Source organism: Micromonospora zamorensis (genome assembly GCF_900090275.1).
Taxonomy (GTDB): domain Bacteria; phylum Actinomycetota; class Actinomycetes; order Mycobacteriales; family Micromonosporaceae; genus Micromonospora; species Micromonospora zamorensis.
Map to the genome: position 1 here is coordinate 2,842,582 of NZ_LT607755.1, position 15,743 is coordinate 2,858,324.

At 70.3% G+C, this 15,743-nt stretch carries 21 protein-coding genes and 2 pseudogenes; 14 read left to right on the plus strand and 9 right to left on the minus strand.

The window, feature by feature from the left end:
- Nucleotides 1–122 precede the first annotated feature (122 nt).
- From GA0070619_RS12320 to GA0070619_RS12330, 3 genes are read left to right on the plus strand one after another with little or no spacing between them, the layout of a single operon-like run.
- Complete coding sequence (locus tag GA0070619_RS12320; protein ID WP_088948193.1) at nucleotides 123–1,154, plus strand: aldo/keto reductase; 1,032 nt, start codon at nucleotides 123–125, stop codon at nucleotides 1,152–1,154.
- The gene (locus GA0070619_RS12325) at nucleotides 1,151–1,657 is read left to right on the plus strand and encodes a DinB family protein (protein ID WP_231927392.1); all 507 of its coding nucleotides are present in this window, start codon (nucleotides 1,151–1,153) and stop codon (nucleotides 1,655–1,657) included. Before GA0070619_RS12320 ends, GA0070619_RS12325 begins: the two co-directional genes overlap by 4 nt.
- 23 nt (nucleotides 1,658–1,680) lie before the next feature.
- Entirely contained in the window at nucleotides 1,681–2,274 is a 594-nt protein-coding gene (locus tag GA0070619_RS12330) for a GNAT family N-acetyltransferase (protein WP_088948194.1), read from the plus strand.
- Nucleotides 2,275–2,319: 45 nt separating this feature from the next.
- Here the strand turns inward: GA0070619_RS12330 and GA0070619_RS12335 are convergent, their stop codons facing one another.
- Complete coding sequence (locus GA0070619_RS12335; protein ID WP_231927393.1) at nucleotides 2,320–2,730, minus strand: hypothetical protein; 411 nt, start codon at nucleotides 2,728–2,730, stop codon at nucleotides 2,320–2,322.
- A complete protein-coding gene (locus tag GA0070619_RS12340; RefSeq protein WP_088948195.1) occupies nucleotides 2,727–3,125 on the minus strand; it encodes a MarR family winged helix-turn-helix transcriptional regulator in 399 nt (132 codons plus the stop codon). Before GA0070619_RS12340 ends, GA0070619_RS12335 begins: the two co-directional genes overlap by 4 nt.
- Before the next feature lie 187 nt (nucleotides 3,126–3,312).
- On the opposite strand from GA0070619_RS12340, the gene GA0070619_RS12345 reads away from it, so the two are divergent.
- Nucleotides 3,313–4,050, plus strand: coding sequence for a VOC family protein (locus GA0070619_RS12345; RefSeq protein WP_088951744.1), 738 nt, complete (start codon nucleotides 3,313–3,315; stop codon nucleotides 4,048–4,050).
- Between the two features lie 12 nt (nucleotides 4,051–4,062).
- Here the strand turns inward: GA0070619_RS12345 and GA0070619_RS12350 are convergent, their stop codons facing one another.
- The 3 genes from GA0070619_RS12350 to GA0070619_RS12360 all read right to left on the minus strand — a co-directional run bounded on the left by GA0070619_RS12350 (nucleotide 4,063) and on the right by GA0070619_RS12360 (nucleotide 6,045).
- On the minus strand, nucleotides 4,063–5,352 hold the full coding sequence (locus GA0070619_RS12350) for an MFS transporter (protein ID WP_088951745.1): 1,290 nt from the start codon (nucleotides 5,350–5,352) through the stop codon (nucleotides 4,063–4,065).
- A gap of 217 nt (nucleotides 5,353–5,569) precedes the next feature.
- Nucleotides 5,570–5,815, minus strand: coding sequence for a flavin reductase (locus GA0070619_RS12355; RefSeq protein WP_088948196.1), 246 nt, complete (start codon nucleotides 5,813–5,815; stop codon nucleotides 5,570–5,572).
- Nucleotides 5,815–6,045 (minus strand): hypothetical protein, encoded by a 231-nt coding sequence (locus GA0070619_RS12360; RefSeq protein ID WP_231927467.1) that lies wholly within the window; start codon nucleotides 6,043–6,045, stop codon nucleotides 5,815–5,817. The genes GA0070619_RS12355 and GA0070619_RS12360 overlap by 1 nt, the downstream gene beginning before the upstream one ends.
- A 294-nt stretch (nucleotides 6,046–6,339) precedes the next feature.
- Here GA0070619_RS12360 and GA0070619_RS12365 point away from each other — a divergent pair, with 294 nt between their 5' ends.
- Together GA0070619_RS12365 and GA0070619_RS12370 are read left to right on the plus strand one after the other, a co-directional pair.
- Nucleotides 6,340–7,107 (plus strand): DUF5753 domain-containing protein, encoded by a 768-nt coding sequence (locus tag GA0070619_RS12365; RefSeq protein ID WP_088951746.1) that lies wholly within the window; start codon nucleotides 6,340–6,342, stop codon nucleotides 7,105–7,107.
- The gene (locus GA0070619_RS12370; protein ID WP_088948198.1) at nucleotides 7,098–7,289 is read left to right on the plus strand and encodes a DUF397 domain-containing protein; all 192 of its coding nucleotides are present in this window, start codon (nucleotides 7,098–7,100) and stop codon (nucleotides 7,287–7,289) included. The genes GA0070619_RS12365 and GA0070619_RS12370 overlap by 10 nt, the downstream gene beginning before the upstream one ends.
- Nucleotides 7,290–7,324: 35 nt before the next feature.
- Here the strand turns inward: GA0070619_RS12370 and GA0070619_RS12375 are convergent, their stop codons facing one another.
- Nucleotides 7,325–8,557: an MFS transporter gene (locus tag GA0070619_RS12375; RefSeq protein ID WP_088948199.1), complete on the minus strand. Its 1,233-nt coding sequence runs from the start codon at nucleotides 8,555–8,557 to the stop codon at nucleotides 7,325–7,327.
- Nucleotides 8,558–8,625: 68 nt separating this feature from the next.
- Between GA0070619_RS12375 and GA0070619_RS12380 the strand changes: the two genes are divergently transcribed.
- From GA0070619_RS12380 to GA0070619_RS12395, 4 genes are all read left to right on the plus strand, one after another.
- Nucleotides 8,626–9,129, plus strand: a complete 504-nt coding sequence (locus GA0070619_RS12380; protein WP_197699643.1) for a MarR family winged helix-turn-helix transcriptional regulator — start codon at nucleotides 8,626–8,628, stop codon at nucleotides 9,127–9,129.
- A 57-nt stretch (nucleotides 9,130–9,186) separates the two neighbouring features.
- Nucleotides 9,187–9,702, plus strand: a complete 516-nt coding sequence (locus GA0070619_RS12385; protein WP_088951748.1) for a DUF2087 domain-containing protein — start codon at nucleotides 9,187–9,189, stop codon at nucleotides 9,700–9,702.
- 52 nt (nucleotides 9,703–9,754) lie between these two features.
- Nucleotides 9,755–10,231: a MarR family winged helix-turn-helix transcriptional regulator gene (locus GA0070619_RS12390; RefSeq protein ID WP_088948200.1), complete on the plus strand. Its 477-nt coding sequence runs from the start codon at nucleotides 9,755–9,757 to the stop codon at nucleotides 10,229–10,231.
- 76 nt (nucleotides 10,232–10,307) lie between these two features.
- A complete protein-coding gene (locus GA0070619_RS12395; protein WP_088948201.1) occupies nucleotides 10,308–10,721 on the plus strand; it encodes a DUF6069 family protein in 414 nt (137 codons plus the stop codon).
- Here the strand turns inward: GA0070619_RS12395 and GA0070619_RS12400 are convergent.
- Nucleotides 10,718–11,374, minus strand: coding sequence for a TetR/AcrR family transcriptional regulator (locus GA0070619_RS12400; protein ID WP_231927394.1), 657 nt, complete (start codon nucleotides 11,372–11,374; stop codon nucleotides 10,718–10,720). The genes GA0070619_RS12395 and GA0070619_RS12400 overlap by 4 nt on opposite strands.
- Nucleotides 11,375–11,468: 94 nt before the next feature.
- On the opposite strand from GA0070619_RS12400, the pseudogene GA0070619_RS33425 reads away from it, so the two are divergent.
- Together GA0070619_RS33425 and GA0070619_RS12405 are read left to right on the plus strand one after the other, a co-directional pair.
- A pseudogene (locus tag GA0070619_RS33425) lies at nucleotides 11,469–11,546 on the plus strand (FAD-dependent monooxygenase); the annotation flags it as partial.
- 149 nt (nucleotides 11,547–11,695) lie between these two features.
- Nucleotides 11,696–12,586: an FAD-dependent oxidoreductase gene (locus GA0070619_RS12405; RefSeq protein ID WP_231927395.1), complete on the plus strand. Its 891-nt coding sequence runs from the start codon at nucleotides 11,696–11,698 to the stop codon at nucleotides 12,584–12,586.
- Between the two features lie 245 nt (nucleotides 12,587–12,831).
- Here the strand turns inward: GA0070619_RS12405 and GA0070619_RS34090 are convergent, their stop codons facing one another.
- Nucleotides 12,832–13,176, minus strand: a complete 345-nt coding sequence (locus GA0070619_RS34090; RefSeq protein ID WP_172862194.1) for a recombinase family protein — start codon at nucleotides 13,174–13,176, stop codon at nucleotides 12,832–12,834.
- 95 nt (nucleotides 13,177–13,271) lie between these two features.
- Nucleotides 13,272–14,150, minus strand: a pseudogene (locus tag GA0070619_RS33935) (O-antigen ligase family protein); the annotation flags it as partial.
- 188 nt (nucleotides 14,151–14,338) lie between these two features.
- Here GA0070619_RS33935 and GA0070619_RS33105 point away from each other — a divergent pair.
- A complete protein-coding gene (locus GA0070619_RS33105; protein ID WP_231927396.1) occupies nucleotides 14,339–15,187 on the plus strand; it encodes an ATP-binding cassette domain-containing protein in 849 nt (282 codons plus the stop codon).
- 30 nt (nucleotides 15,188–15,217) lie between these two features.
- Nucleotides 15,218–15,712: a GNAT family N-acetyltransferase gene (locus GA0070619_RS12420; protein WP_231927397.1), complete on the plus strand. Its 495-nt coding sequence runs from the start codon at nucleotides 15,218–15,220 to the stop codon at nucleotides 15,710–15,712.
- The last annotated feature ends 31 nt before the right edge of the window (nucleotides 15,713–15,743 follow it).

Here is a 15,743-nt window from a genome sequence, read left to right on the forward strand (position 1 = left end):
CTGCTCATGATGACCCGCGAGGTGGTCGCGCGGGTGCCCGTACCGCGTTCGGCACTGTCCCGCATGCGGGTGGTCGGGACGGGTGCGAAGATCAGCTTCGTCACTCGGACCGAAAGGACGATATGCGCTACCGCACTCTGGGCTCCACCGGCACTGTGGTCTCGACCCTGTGCCTGGGCACCATGACCTTCGGCGCGGAAACCGACGAGGCTGGCAGCTTCGCCCAACTGGACCGGTTCGTCGAGGCCGGTGGCACCTTCATCGACACCGCCGACGTCTATTCCGCCGGCGTCTCGGAGGACATCGTCGGGCGTTGGCTGCGGGCCCGGCCCGACCTGCGCGACCGGCTGGTGATCGCCACCAAGGGGCGTTTCCCGATGGGCCCGGGGGCGAACGACGCCGGCCTGTCCCGGGTGCACCTCACCCGCGCGCTGGACGCCAGCCTGCGGCGACTTGGGGTCGAGGCCGTCGACCTCTATCAGGCGCACGCCTGGGACCCGATGACCCCACTGCCGGAGACCCTGCGATTCTTCGACGACGCGGTGAGCGCCGGCAAGATCCGCTATGCGGGGGTCAGCAACTTCACCGGTTGGCAGTTGCAGAAGGCCGCCCTGCTCACCCAGCACCTCAACCTCACCCCGATCGTGACCCTGCAACCGCAGTACAACCTGCTGGCTCGGGAGATCGAGTTCGAGCTGGTGCCGGTCTGCGAGAACGAGGGCATTGGCATCCTGCCGTGGTCACCGCTGGGCGGCGGCTGGCTGACCGGCAAGTACCAGCGCGACAGCACGCCCACCGGAGCGACCCGCCTCGGCGAAAACCCCCAGCGCGGCGTCGAGGCGTACGCCGGTCGCAACGCCGAGGAGCGCACCTGGCGGGTGCTCGACGCGGTCCGTCATGTCGCCGGCGAACACGGCGTGTCCATGTCGGCGGTGTCGCTGGCCTGGCTGGCCGCCCGACCGGCGGTCACCTCGGTCATCCTCGGCGCGCGCACCACCGAACAGCTCGACGACAACCTGACCGCCGCGGACCTGGTCCTCGACGCCGAGCAGATGCGGTTGCTGGACGAGGCGAGCGCCCCGCCGGTGGGGGACTACCCGTACGGCGCGGCGGGCGTGCGGCAGCGCGGCCGCGACCTGCCGACCTCATCATGATTCCCTTCCCCGAGCCCACCGCGCCGGCCGGCAGCCGCACCGAGGTCTTCCTGCGCTACCTGGACTACTTCCGCGAGTCCACTGTGGCCAAGGTGTCGGCGTTGGCCGAGCCGGAGCTGCGCCGCAGCCGGCTGCCATCGGGGTGGACCCCACTGGAGCTGCTCACGCACCTGCGCCACGTCGAGCTGCGCTGGATCGAGTGGGGTTTCCAGGGCCGGGACGTCGCCGACCCGTGGGGCGACCGCCGCGACGACCGCTGGTACGTCGCCCCGGAGGAAACCCGGGAGGACCTGGTGGCGGCGCTGCGAGCGCAGGGCGAGCACACCAGCGCGGTGGTGACGGCGCACGACCTGGCGGAGATCGGTGCGCCGGGGCCGCGCTGGAACGGCGCGGACCCGGCGTCGCTGGAGCGGGTGCTGTTCCACCTGGTCCAGGAGTACGCCCGCCATCTCGGCCACCTCGACGTGGTCGCCGAACTCGCCGACGGCCCCGTCGGCGAGTGAGCCCCCGGCTCGATAATGGGCGAATGCCGTCGCTCGTCACACCCGCCCTGTCCGCCGGGAGCCTCGGCGCCCAGGACCAACCCCACCTACCGGTACGCCCCGGGCTGGCGCTGCGGCCGTGGCGCGACGACGACGCCGGGGTCGTCCGGGTCGCGTTCGACTGTCCAGCGATCCAGCGCTGGCACGTCCGCCGTCTCGACAGCGACGACGAGGCGCGGGCGTGGACGGCGCAGTGGGCCGGCCACTGGCACGAGGAGACGTCCGCGAGCTGGGCAATCGTCGACGCGGACGACCGGCCGCTCGGTCAGGTGGGGTTGCGGGGCGTGCTGCTGGCCGAGGGGTCGGCGCACCTGTCGTACTGGCTGCTGCCCGGCTCGCGCGGTCGGGGGATCGCCACCGAGGCGCTGGGAGCTCTGACCCGGTGGAGCTTCACGGACGCCGTTCTGCACCGGCTGGCCCTGGAGCACTCGACCGCCAACCCGGCGTCGTGCCGGGTGGCCATGCGGGCAGGCTTCCCCGCCGAGGGCGTGGCTCGCGGGTCGGTCCGCCACAGCGACGGCTGGCACGACATGCACCTGCACGCACGGCTGGCGACGGACTCCGTATCGCCCAGGTAGGCGCGGCGCGCTCATCAGCTCCAAGCGGGCGGTGCGACCGGGGGGTCATGTGGCGGGAAATTGGGCCAGGTCGGGCTCGACCCAGCCGGTGCGGGCTTGCGTGCTGGCCAAAGTCGCTGAGCTGTAGAAGCGGGTGAGTAGTCGCTTGTCGAGCAGTGCGGGATGCCGATCGATGAAAACGGTGAAGTCCCCGATGGGACGGTCGGCAACGTGGTGGGCAACCAGTTCCACCCAGGCCCGGCTGACAGTGGCGTGGTACTTCTGCGGCATCCCGGCATAGCGGGCGGTCCTCTGGATGCCATCGCTGACCAGACCGATGGCGGCCGGCATGCCGGCAGTGCGGACTGCCAGCCAGGTCAGGTGCAGGTGAGCCCGGTGGTCGAAACGTTCGTTGGCTGCGGTCACCTCGGCCATCAGCTTGTCGAAAAGCAATGCTCTTGAGCTGGTCGGGGTCATGCGGACACCTCTGCCAATGCGCGCAAAACGATGTGGAAGCCGGCGATCGACTCCGCGGGCAGGCCGGCGAGGGCACGCTCCTCCAGCTCGGCCAGCGTCTGCCGGATGGTGCCGGCGGCCAGGCGGCCTGAGGCGGTCAGCTCGATGACCACGACCCGGCGGTCTCCCGGGCGCGCGCCGCGCGTGATGTGCCCGCGCCGCTCCAGCCGGTCCAGCACGCTGGTCAGCGTGGTCGGCCGGGTGCCGGCGGCGGCCCCCAGTTCGGAGATCGTGCGGCCACGGCCGTCCGCGAGGATGGCCAGAACATTGATCTCGGAGGCGGTCAGATCGAGGTCGACAAGTCTCGCGGCGAGGATTTGCAAGGTGGCATGGGTCGCGCGCTGCAAAGCAAGCAACGCAGACTTCTCCGGTGATGACGTAGAAGAGTTAGTCACGATATCGGACTATACGGAATCGTAGTACCGCTCGACAAGCCCTGCACGCACGGCTGCGCACCGACGGCTTGACCTGATCAGTGGACGTCAAGGGATGTGGGTCTGGGCGGGTACCACCGCCGACTCGACGGGCCCTACCATCTCCGGCATGGCAACGCGGCTCGTACAGATCAACATGAAGGCCCGCGACGATTCCGCGCTGGGCGGTTTCTGGGCGGCGGTGCTCGGCTGGGAGATCTCCAGCGAGGGCCCCGGCGTGACCAACCTCGAACCCGAGGGCTTCGTCTACCCGGACCCCGTCGCTGTCTGCATCGACCTCGTCGTCTCCCCGGAACCAAAGACGGTGAAGAACCGCGTGCACGTCGACCTCGCCACCACCTCGGCGGCTCACCAGGCGGAGGTGGTGGCGCGCCTGAAGGATCTCGGCGCGACACCTGCCGACGTGGGCCAGGGCGACGTTCCCTGGACGGTCCTGGCCGACCCGGAGGGCAACGAGTTCTGCGTGCTGGAGCCCCGACCGCTCTACCGGGACACCGGGCCGATCGCCGCGGTCGTGGTCGACTGCGCGGATCCGCGAGCCATGGCCGACTTCTGGAGCCAGGCCACGGACTGGGTCCTGCACGACGTGACCGACCGCCAGGCGGTGCTGCGCTCCGCCAAGGGCGTCGGCCCGTACCTGGAGTTCGTCCGGACACCCGACGTGAAGACCGTGTGGAACCGCGTCCATCTCGACGTCCGGCCCTACCCGGGTGACGACCCGGAGACCGAGGCGGCCCGACTGCGGGCTCTCGGTGCCACCGCCGTCGATCTGGGCCCCGACGACGTCGCGTGGACCGTCCTCGCGGACCCCGAAGGCAACGAGTTCTGCCTGCTCAGCCCGAGCTGACCCGGCCACCACCTACCCGGACGTGGCGCCGCCCGGGTAGGTGGTCGGCGCGGATCCCGTCGCGTCGTTCTCGTCGGCGCGCCGCATCACCCTCGGCAGTCGCAGCGCGACGATGCCGGTGGCCACCAGGCCGCCGACGCCCGCGATCACCAGGGTCACCGGGGCGGAGGTGGCGTCCAGCAGGAGTCCGCCGGCAATGTAGGACGTCGCGGCGGCGACCCCGATGGCGCCGTACAGGTTGCCGAAGACCCTGCCGAGCATGCCCGCCGGGACCGTACGTTGCAGCAGCGTGATCGAGGCGATGTCCATGGCCGCCAACCCCATCCCTCGGACGGCCTGCAGGGCGATCGCGGCGGCGACGGCCCAGGCGAGCCCGGTCAGCAGGTTACCGACACTGCTGACCGCGAAGCCCACGATCAGCAGCAGCGGCATCGACGCCCGCGTACCCCACCGGGACAACAGGGCGTAACCGGCCACAAGGCCGAGGCCGACCGCGCCCAGCAGAAGTCCGGCCGCGGAACTGCCGGCCTGGAAGGTGTCCCGGGCCAGCAGCACCAGCGCCACGTCGTCGACCCCGTTGAAGGCGACCACCGCGGCGAAGCCAAGGAAGATCACCCGCACCGTCGGAACACTCAGCAGGTAGCCGATTCCCGCTCTGGCCTGTCGCAGCAAAGACGGCTGGTGGCCATCGCCGGTGGCCGCCGGGAGTGACGGGAGCGTCGCGAGCAGCGCGGCCGAGGCCAGGAACGACACGGCGTCGACGAGCAGCAGACCACGCACTCCGACCACCGGGAACAGCGCCGCGGCGATGAGCGGACCGACCGCCTCCGCTGCGTTCGCGCCGAACCCGACTGTCGAGTTGGCGGTCTCCAGGTCACGGTCGGCAACCAGTGCGGGCACCGCTGCCCGGGACGCCGGTTGGAAGATCTGCGAGGCGGTCGCGCGAATCGCGACGAGGGCCAACAGCCCCGGCAGCGGAGGCAGGGTCAGCACGATGACCAGCAGGACCCCGGCTTGGACGAGTTCGCAGACAATCATCAGCCGGCGGAGATCGAGCCGATCGGTGAGGGCACCGGTGAAGGGACCCAACAGGGACGGCGCGAAATCTCCGACAAGCAACAGCAGGGAGATCGCCAGTGCCTGGCCCGTCGTCTCGGCGACGTGGAACATCAGCGCGACAAGGCCGAGTGAATCACCGGCGTACGAGACCAGCCGTCCCGAGAAGAGAGTTCGGAAGGGCCTGTTGCGGCGAAGCAGTTGGGTGGGGCGCAGCGACGAGGTGCCTCCCGCTGCGCCTGGCATGTCGCATCCCTCCACCGTCGCCATACCGATCACGCTCAGCGCGGTGTGCCACCGATGCGCGCGGTAGGTGAGCTGCGAGCAGTGCGGTTCACCGACCGGCCTCTGGGTGAACATAACGAGTCAAGCGTCGGCGAGCGCGTGAATAATGCCGTGCACGAGCGGCGGCCGATGCACCAAGGATTTCGCTGCCGCCGGACTCCGACGCGGGGCGTGTGGCTCAGCGGGCTTGGGCCCAGCCGACGAAACGCGGGGTCAGATCGGGCAGCGCGACGCCCGGGTTCAGCGTAATGAGATCGGCTTCGGCTGCCTCCTGAAGCTTTGCCAGGTGACTCCACAGGCCCGGCCGATCCTCGCGGTACTCGCCGAGGAGACGCAGCTTCGCGGCCGAGCACGGCCACAGGATGCCGCAGACCGGGCAGCGCCACGCTGGCCGCAAGGGGGAGTGCTTCGGTCGCTCGGGCATCAGACGACCTCCACCGTTTTGACAGGCCGGATCGGTGCGAGTGAGCGGGCGTCCCCGGAGGAGCGGGGGGACTGAACCTGCACCTGCACGCCCGCACGCATTACGAACAGCTCGCGCCGGGTGACCGCCTCGCCCTTCTTGCCCAACTCGTACGCGTCGAGCCAGAGCCAACCGTCGTAGGTGTGGCGATCGGGCAGCTCGCGGATGACCCGGACGACGATCGGCTTCATAAATTGGACGCTCGCGGCGGTGGTCAAGCGGATCACGTCCCCAGCCCTGAGTACTGGGCGGGCTTCTTCTCCGTCCTCGTCGGACACGGCTTTCCCCCTGATCGACGTGTGGGAAGGGGCCGCCCCCGTGAGTGCTCGCTTAACGGAAGCGGCCCCGCTACGAACGCGTCCGCCGGGTTCGGGTCCCCTGCCGGCCGCGCCGTCTACAGAGCACCTTGCCGCGGGTTGCTGGACAAATACACAGCGTTATCTAATCTCTTCAAGGCAGTTGGTTTGTTCCAGGGGAGGGGCGGCATGAATCACGCCTTTGTCGCAGCGCTGGCTGGGGCGGGTCACACCGCCGAGAGCCTCGCAGGTCAGATCGGTGTGCACCCGAAGACCGTCGCCAGGTGGGCAAACCCGGGTCACATTCCCCAGAGTCGCCATCGCTCGACCGTCGCAAAGCTCCTGGCAAAAGATGCCGACGCACTTTGGCCGGATGTCGTCCGTCGCCGCGAACCGGTGTGGTTCCGGCCGTGGGTCGACCTCGAACGCGAGGCGGTGACGCTCCGGTCGTTTCAACTCGCGTGGGTGCCCGGACTGCTCCAGACGGAGGCGTACGCGCGGGCGACCCTGGCGGGCGGGGTGCTGGCACCGGACGCGGTCGCCGAATTCGCCGAGGCCCGAATGAGCCGCCAGGCGATCCTGAGTCGTGACGGCGGACCGCTGCTGATCGCGGTGCTGGACGAGGGGGTGCTGAGGCGGCGCGTCGGCGACGACCGCGCGTTGATGGCGTCGCAGCTCGCGCGCCTGCTTGGCTTTGCCGAGAGCGGCAGCGTTCAGCTCCACATCGTCCCGTCGGACGCGCCCAGTTACCCCGGGCTCGACGGACCATTCACCATCGCCGACATGCCGGACGGATCGCGGGTCGCGCACGTCGACAGCCCCGCCCAGGCGCAGATCCTCGACCAGATGTCGGACCTTGTTAGCCTGGAGCGGCGGTGGGAGCGTATTCGCGGAGAGGCACTGCCCCGAGGACGTTCCGTGGACCTTCTGAGAGAAGCGGCAGCATCATGGACCTGACCGGCGCGCGGTGGCGGAAGAGCACGAAGAGCGGCGGCAACGGCGGTGACTGCGTCGAGGTTGCCGACAACCTTCCCGGCGTGGTCCTCGTCCGCGACACGAAGGACCGCGACGGCGCGACACTGGCCTTCAGCCCGCAGTCGTGGCGTGGCTTCGTGACGATGGCACGCGACGCCGACTGACTGACCACCTCGCGGGACGGATCCCGGCGCTGGTCTCAGCGGGAAGCGACGGGTGCGACCGGTTGCGGTTGCGGGGTCGCTGGCCAGGTGAGTCGGCGTACGCCGGGGACGAGGGCCGTGCCCGCGCAGGAGGCGAGAACCAGCAGGCCGGCGACGGCCAGAGGCACGGGCGCGCCGAACGCGTCGGCGGCCAGCGGCGCCAGCGCGTACCCCAGCGGCATGGCGCCGAGCGACACCAACCAGTCGTACGAGGTGACGCGGGCCAGCACCTCCGGTGGGAAGTGGTGCTGCACGACGGTCTCCCAGACCGGGTTGAGGTAACCGAGGGCGGTCAGCGCCACCGCGTAGGCGACGATCACCGCCGGGGCGGGCGCGGCGACGGCGAGCAGGAAGAGCGGCGCGGCGTAGCAGGCCAGCCCGAGGTTGGCCAGCAGCACCGGTCGGCGTAGCCGGACCCGTCCGGCCAGCAGCGATCCGACGAGCATCCCGACCGCGCCGGCCTGCAACAGCACCACCCAGGTCGTCTCACCGCCGAGGCGGTCGATGGCGACGGCCGGCCCGAGGGTCATCAGCACGGCGGCGGCACCGTTCCACACGCCGTGCCCGAGCAGGCTGGTCCAGAACCAGTCGCGGGCACGTACTTCACCGAAGCCGTGCCGCAGGTCGGCGAGGACGGAACGGCGGGGCACCGGGACGTGGCGGACCCGCAGCAGCCCGAGCAGGACGGCGCTGAGCCCGAACGACGCACTGTCGAGGATGAACGCCCAGCCGGGGCCGGCAGCCCAGATCAGCGCGCCGGCCAATGCCGGCCCGGCGAGGCGACTGGTGTTGGCGGTCATGCCCATCAGGGCGTTGGCCCGCTGCCGGTCGGCGGGCTCGACGGTGCCGGCGACCAGTGGACACGCGGTCGGAATGGCGAACGCCGACGCGGTGCCGCCGAGCGCGGACGCCACGACAACCATGGTCAGCGACGGGTCGCTGCCGAGCAGCTCCACGCCGACGGCGAGCTGGGTCGCGCAGCGCACCAGGTCGGCCGCCATGGCGACCCGACGGGCGTCGAACCGGTCGGCCACGACACCGCCCAGTGGCAGCAGGAGCAGTCGGGGGATCATCGCCGCGGCGAGGACCACGGCCAGCGCGCCGGTGGAGCCGGTGGCCCGCAGCACGGCCAGGGCCAGAGCGGCGGGCACCACCGCCTCGCCGAGAGCCGAGACGGTACGGCCCAGGAACAGCAACCGGAAGGCGGGGATGCGCAGCGGGTGAGCCATGGCCACAACATACTTCGACGCCGAACCTTTCGGCAATGAATATTTCGGCGCTGAGGTAAGCTGGTGCGGTGACCACCACTCCGGATGACGTCGACCGTCACATCGAGCGTTGGCTGCCCGTGGTGCCTGACCTCGACGCGGACGTCGAGGGTGCGGTGACCAGGATGATCAAGCTGATCCGGCACCTGCGGACGGTCAAGGAACGGGTTCTGGCCGACCTGGACCTGCCCGCTCACGAGTACGACACCCTGCACGCCCTGGCCGGCCGACGCGGCCGGGCAGCCCCCTCGGACCTCGCCGTGGATCTCGCGGTTGCCCCCGCCTCGATCACGGCCCGGGTCGACACCCTGCTCCGGCGGGGCTTTGTGCGCCGGATTCCGTCGACAGTCGACCGCCGGCGGGTGGACGTGGAGCTGACCGACGCGGGTCAGGCCGCCTGGCGTGGGGCGATGGAGATCCAGGGCGCAGAGGAGCACCGCCTGCTCGGCGCGCTCACAGCGACCGAACGGCGACAACTCTCCGACCTGTTGCGCCGGGTGATGCTCGTCGCCGAACAGCCGAAGGTCGACTGAGCAGGCTCGGAGAAATCGCGTGGCGCCTCGCGTACAGCTGATGCAAGGGTGACCGGCGTGACTGCGCATGCTCTGGCCGGAACCCTGGCCGACGACGGACGGCGACGGATCTTCGCAGCGATCGTGCTGGGTGCCACCAGCGCGACGGAGGTCGCCGAACGGACCGGCCTGCCGGCGCGGGTGGTGCTCACCGGGGTCCGCCGGCTCGCCGACGCGGGTCTCGTCACCGGCGCGGACGGCTCGCTGGCGGTCGACGAGGCGTCGCTGCGGGCGGCCGCCCGCAACAGTCGCCCGGCCGACGACGCGGAGCCCGACGCCGACCCGGTGCTGCGGACCTTCCTGCGCGCGGGCGTCCTGGTGGGTCTGCCGGCGCAGCGCAGCCGACGGAGGGTCCTGCTGGCACATATCGCCGAGCGGTCGTTCGAACCGGGCACCCGCTATCCGGAGCGCGCCGTCGATGACGCGCTCAAGGCGTGGTGTGCGGCGGGCGGGTCGGATCACGCGACGCTGCGTCGGTACCTGATCGACGAGCGGTTGCTCACCCGTGAGCACGGCATCTACCAGCGGCCCTGATCGTCCGCTTGGCGAACCGTCTCGTCGCGGAGGATCTTGCTAGCCTCGGCGCATGACCTCCTGCACGCCCGCTGACGGCCCCCCGGATCTGTTGTTCCTGCTCTCCTGGGCGAGTCACGCGCTGCAGACCGAACACGCCGCGGGGTTGGCCGAGCTCGGCATCTCGCCGCGGGCGCACTACGTGCTGGCGCAGGCGCGCACCGGAGACCTGACCCAGCGGCAGATCGGCGAGCGGTGCGGCGTGGACAAGACCACGATGGTCGTCACGCTCGACCAGTTGGAACGGGCCGGGCTGGCCGAGCGTCGCCCCGTGCCGACGGATCGGCGCGCCCGGCTGGTCGCGGTGACCCCGGCGGGGGAGCAGGTCCTGCTGCGGGCGCGGCAGGTGGTCGAGCGCATCCAGGAGGACCTGCTCGCGACCCTGCCCGAGCAGGATCGCGAGGTGTTCCTGCGTGCCCTGGTGGCCCTGGTGACCGGTCCGTTGGCCACCAGCTCCCCGTACGCGCCAGGTAGCCGTTCGGGCTGTTAGTTCCGACAAAGATAGTTCCGAACAAGACTATCTGTTACGGTCGTACTCGTTCGTTTCCCCTGAACGAGGAGCCGTCATGAGTGCTGCCGCCGTCACGACCCCCACCACCTCGACCCTGCGCCGCCGTGCCCTCGCTGTCGGCGTCGCCGTCGTGGCCTGCCTGGCCATCTGGTCGATCGGCGCGCTGGCCGGGGTCGACTACACCGTCGAGAGTCCGGGTAAGCCCGCCACGGTCATCGGTGCGGGCGCGATCTTCGTGGTCGCCCTGGGCGCCGCCCTGCTCGGCTGGGCCGTGTTGGCCCTGCTGGAGCGGTTCGCCCCACGGGCCGCCCGTCCGGTCTGGATCTCGCTGGCCGTTGCGGTGACCCTGCTGTCCCTCGTCCCCCTGGTCGGCGTCGAGGCCACCGGTGGCGCCAAGCTGACCCTCGGGGCGACACACGTTGCCGTGGCGGTCGCGCTGATCGCCCTGCTGCCCCGCCCTCGCCGCTAAACGGCCGGCGGTCGGCTGAGTTTGGCGGCCACGGCGTCGAGGACCCAGTCCAGGCCCGTCGCGAAGGATGCTTCGGCGTCCACGTCTGCGCCGTCGTGCACGGCCCTGGTCAGCGCCGGGAAGCGGCCCGTGGCCAACATTTTCGTCAGGTGGGGGCCGGAGGCGCGCTGCCATTCGCGTTTGGACAGGCCCGTGACGCGCTCGGCCCGCAGGTTCGCGATCTCGCGCCTGATCGCGCCGGTGAGGTAGGAACTGACGGTTTCCACGGCGCGCAGAACGGTGTCGATGTCGGCGAAGCCGTCGAGGGCGGCCAGCTTGGCCTCGGTCACGGCCATGCCGTTCGGTCCCAGGGTCGGACGGCCGCCGAGCAGGTCGGCCAGCCAAACGTGGCGCAGTGCGGCCTGCCTGGTGCGGTGGGCGAGGACGCGCAGCGCCTCTCGCCAGTCACCGGGCTGCTCTGCGGGGAGAATCTCGGCGTGGACCTCGTCCACCATGAGGTCGAACAACTCCTGCTTGGTGGAGATGTACCCGTACAGCCGCATCGGGCCGGCGTTCAGTCGGGCGGCGACCTTGCGCAACGACACCGCCTCCAGCCCGCCCTCGTCGGCCAACGCGATGGCGGCGGCGACGATCCGCTCGCGGTCGAGCGGCACGGGAGGATTCGACGGCTCGGGCCGGTCCCACACAGTCAATGGTCACCACCGTTCTGTTGCTGTGCATCGTACGAGGGGAATACAGTGTATCGCCATGAGACACCGTATCGCCGTGGTCGGGGGTGGCCCCGCGGGCCTCACCTTCGCCCGTGTCCTGCACCGCCACGGCCACCCCGTCGCCGTCCTCGAACGCGATCCCACCCCCGACGCCCGCCCCCGGGCGGCGCTCTGGACCTGCACGAAGGACTGGGCCAGCTGGCACTGGACAAGGCAGGGCTGCTGGCAGAGTTCCAGGCGCTGTCTCGCCCGGAGGGGCAGGCCATGCGCATCCTGGACGCCGCTGGGACCGTTCTGCGGGACTGGCGACCCTCTCCAGATGAGCAGGCCAATCCGGAGATCGATCGCGGGCAACTCCGCGATCTGCTGCTCGGCTCCCTCGACGTGCGGTGGGGTCGAGAGGTCGTGCAGGTGGTGCCGGGGACCGAGGATGGCGTACTGGTTCGTTACGCGGACGGGGGGCAGGAGACGTTCGACCTCGTGGTGGGCGCGGACGGCGCCTGGTCCCGGGTCCGCCCGGCGGTCTCGCCGGTGACGCCGCAGTACACCGGTGTCACCTCGGTCGAGACCTCCCTCGACGACGTCGACACCCGCCACCCTGACCTCGCCCAGTTGATCGGCGACGGTTCGGTGGCCGTGTACGGCGTGAACCGATCTGTCGTCGCCCAGCGCAACAGCGGCGGTCACGTCAAGGTGTACACCAAGTTTCGCGCGCCGCTGGACTGGCACGCGGAGCTGGACCTGGCCGACGTCGAGGCCGCGCGATCGGGCATTCTGGCGCTGTTCGACGGCTGGGCCCCTGATGTCCTCGACCTGCTCGGCCACGGCACCGCCTTCGTCCACCGCCCCTTCTACGTCCTGCCCGTATCCCACACCTGGGCCCACGTCCGCGGGGTGACGCTGCTGGGCGACGCCGCCCACCTGATGCCACCGTTGGGGGCGGGCGCGAACCTCGCGATGCTCGACGGTGCCGAGCTCGCGGAGTCCATCGCTGCCGATCCTGAAGATCTGGACGAGGCCGTCCGCGCCTTCGAGGAGCGGATGTGGGCACGGGCCAGCAGGTGGGCGACGATCACGACGGCCGGTCTGGAACGCCTCGTGAGCCCGGACCCGGCCGAAGCCCTCGCCCTCTTCGACCAGGTCCAGCCATCCTGACCGCCGAGAGCACCAGCACCAGCAGCTCTCCACGGCGCGTTACGCAGCCTCGACTGGGAGCAGGCGCTTGAGGACTAACGCTCGGGAAATTCGCGCTAAGGATGATTTTGGTTTGAGCTGGTCAGCCGTGCGAGGCGGCTGAGGTCACATTAAGGCGTGGCCGTAGGGCCACGCCGTCGTGGGTATCGTGCGGATGTTGCGGTAGATGGTCATGGGCCTGACGGCGCAAGAGGCGGCGATCTCGGTCATGGCGAACTGCCGGAGTCGTACATCCGTTGGGCCTTATCGATCAGTTCCGGAGTCATCTTCGGCTTCCGGCCACCGTTGCGTCCGCGGGTGCGGGCGGCGGCGAGGCCGGCCATGGTGCGTTCGCGGATGACGTCCGCCTCGTACTCGGCCATGAGGGCGAACATGCCGACGACGAGGGAAGACCGCCGCGCGAATGTCCTGACAGCGTCCCGAACCCCTGACCGTCGCGGACCCGTCCCGCGCCCCGGCGTTCCCGCCCCTGGACCCTGGACCACACGCCGAGGACGACCCAGGCCGCCGGGGACAGTTCCCAGTGGCCCGACAGCCAGATGGGCAGCCATGTCACCAGTAGCAGCCCTACCGCCCGACGCCCGTCGGAACTAGAGCGCGCCGTGTTCACCATCGCTGAGCACCACACCGCCGCATACAGCAGGGTGCCCATGACGCCAAGCTCAACGAACAACGTCAACACCACGCTGTGAGCGCCGATGCCGAATGGGTCGGCGACTGGGAACATGCCGGCCCCAATTCCAGTGAACCAATGGTCCTGCCACATGCTGCGCGCGAACTCCCACACGACGAGGCGACCCGACAGAGTGTCGTCCTGACGTGTGAAGAAGCTTTGCAACGACAGCAGCCGCTCATCGCCGTACACGCCCGACGGCACGACGATGAGTGCCACGGCGCTGCCGATAGATGCCGCCCGCCACGCCACTGTCGGGGCGAGCCTCGACACGGCGGCGTACATCGCGGCCAGCCCAACAGCTACCTGCGCGCCTCGGGTGCCGGTCAGGAAGATCGCCCACCCGAACACCGGCAGGGCGGCCCACACCATCAGGTGCCACCGCCTCGGCAGGTACCGCAGGCTCAGCAGGGCCAAGCCCACTGCCACGGCGGTAGCCAACGCGTAGGCCGTGTAGTTGGGGTTCACACCGTTCAACCCGGCGCGGATGGCAGGCGCACCCAACTGGTACACCTCCTGCCGCAGCTCCTCGCTGCGGCGGATCGTGAGGACCGCCGCATACAAGCTGCCCGCCAGGTAAGCGCCCGACACTAGTGCGATGTCGAAGCGGGACCTGATGGCGACACGGGCCAGGACGAACAGCACTGCCATGCCCCAATAGGAGCGGATGGCCGCCTCGGTGTGCGGCAGCCGCAGGTTGTCGATGCTCGCCGCGGTCGCCCACAGCGGTAGCGCGAACACCGCGATGTCGAGGGGGCGCAGCCGGTCGATGCGCAGCAGTACGACGGTGGCAAGCCAAGCACCGTGCCACAGCAGTGTGTTCGGTGCGACCGGTGACGTCGCCGCGGCCATCAACACGACAGTGAGAACCGTCCGACGCCTGATCGTGGCTCCCACGTCTCGGCTGGTCCGGTGTCGTTGGGCCGGGCCGCGCAATCCAATGCTGTTATCCACGACGCCCCCAGGTTGGACGGGGGCGATCCCCCCGTCATCCGCCCAACGGATCACGTGCGGATGAGACACGCAGTGCGCTGATTCGGGTGTCTGGCTTTACCACGGATGACCACTGGTGCGGTGACCCCGGCAGGGTGGCGACAGAGTTAACCGGATCCGTCACGCCCATCTTTCCGGTGATCTCGCCCGCGCGGTCGGGGCGGCCAGCCGCGAAGCTGCTGAGGAGAGGAATCGAGATGGCTCGGCTTGTCGGCCCCGATGACGCTTACCGGGTCGTGTATCTGCCGGACGGGCGGGCCAGGGCGCGCGGTATTCCTGTGCCGTTGTTCGCCGACCCCGACTGCACGATCGCGGCGGATGTGCAGACCACTGCGGGGGCGGACATCCCCGAGTCGACTGTGCTTGTGGACGTGGACTCCCGCATCCCACTGTTCCTGTTTCCGGACGGCGCGGACGTGTACACGTCCATCAACGGTGGCCCAACGGTGGCGCTGTACGCGCGGTTGAATGACCGGATCGGCGCTGGCAGTGCCGATGCCGCTCAACGGTCGGCGAACCTCGCGGACCTGGCGAACACCGCAGCGGCGCGTGCCGTGTCGCTCGGAGCGCTGGGGCTGCTGGACTCCGCCGCGAGGCGCACGCCCGTCGGGCGGATGTCGCAGGGGCAGCAACGCCGCCTCGACCTGGCGCTCGCGCTGGCCGGTCGGCCCACGCTGATCCTGCTCGACGAGCCGACGAACCACCTGTCGTCGGCCCTGGCCGACGAGCTGACCGCGGCGATCCGTGACACGGGTGCCGCCGTCGTCGTCGCCACGCACGATCGACAACTGCTGCGGGACCTGGCCGACTGGCCACGTCTGCGCGTCGGAGACTCGCCGACGCCGGGTGCGCGAACCCGCACGACCGACCGGGAGCAGGAGCACCTACCGGGATAATGCCGTTGACCGGGCGGTGATGATCGACTGGTGACCATCGCCGCCCGAGCAACCTGGACGACCAGCGTCAGCCGACCCGACCAGCCCGACGCGGTGCTGCTGCTGCGCGAGTACATGACCGAGATGGTGGTGCGCTACCACCGCCGCCCGGCCCTGCCCGGCGAGGTCGACGAGGCGCTCGCGGAGATGCCCAGCGACGACCTGACCAACGCGAGCGGGTTGCTGCTGCTCGCCCACCACGGCACCGACCTGGCCGGGTGCGCCGGGCTGCGCTGGCACTCGGGCTGGGCCGAGCTGACCCGGGTGTTCGTCCGACCCGCGCATCGTGGCGCCGGTGGGGGTGCCGCGTTGCTGACCGCCGTCGAGCAGCACGCACGGGCGGCCGGAGCGCAGGCGATACGGCTGGACACCCGCGCCGACCTGGTCGAGGCCCGCGCCCTGTACGCCCGGCACGGCTACGTCGAGATTCCGGCGTACTCGCACGGCCCCTACGCCGAGCACTGGTTCGAGAAGCGACTGGGTTGAGCGGTTGACGCTCGCCGGCGGATGCGCTAAA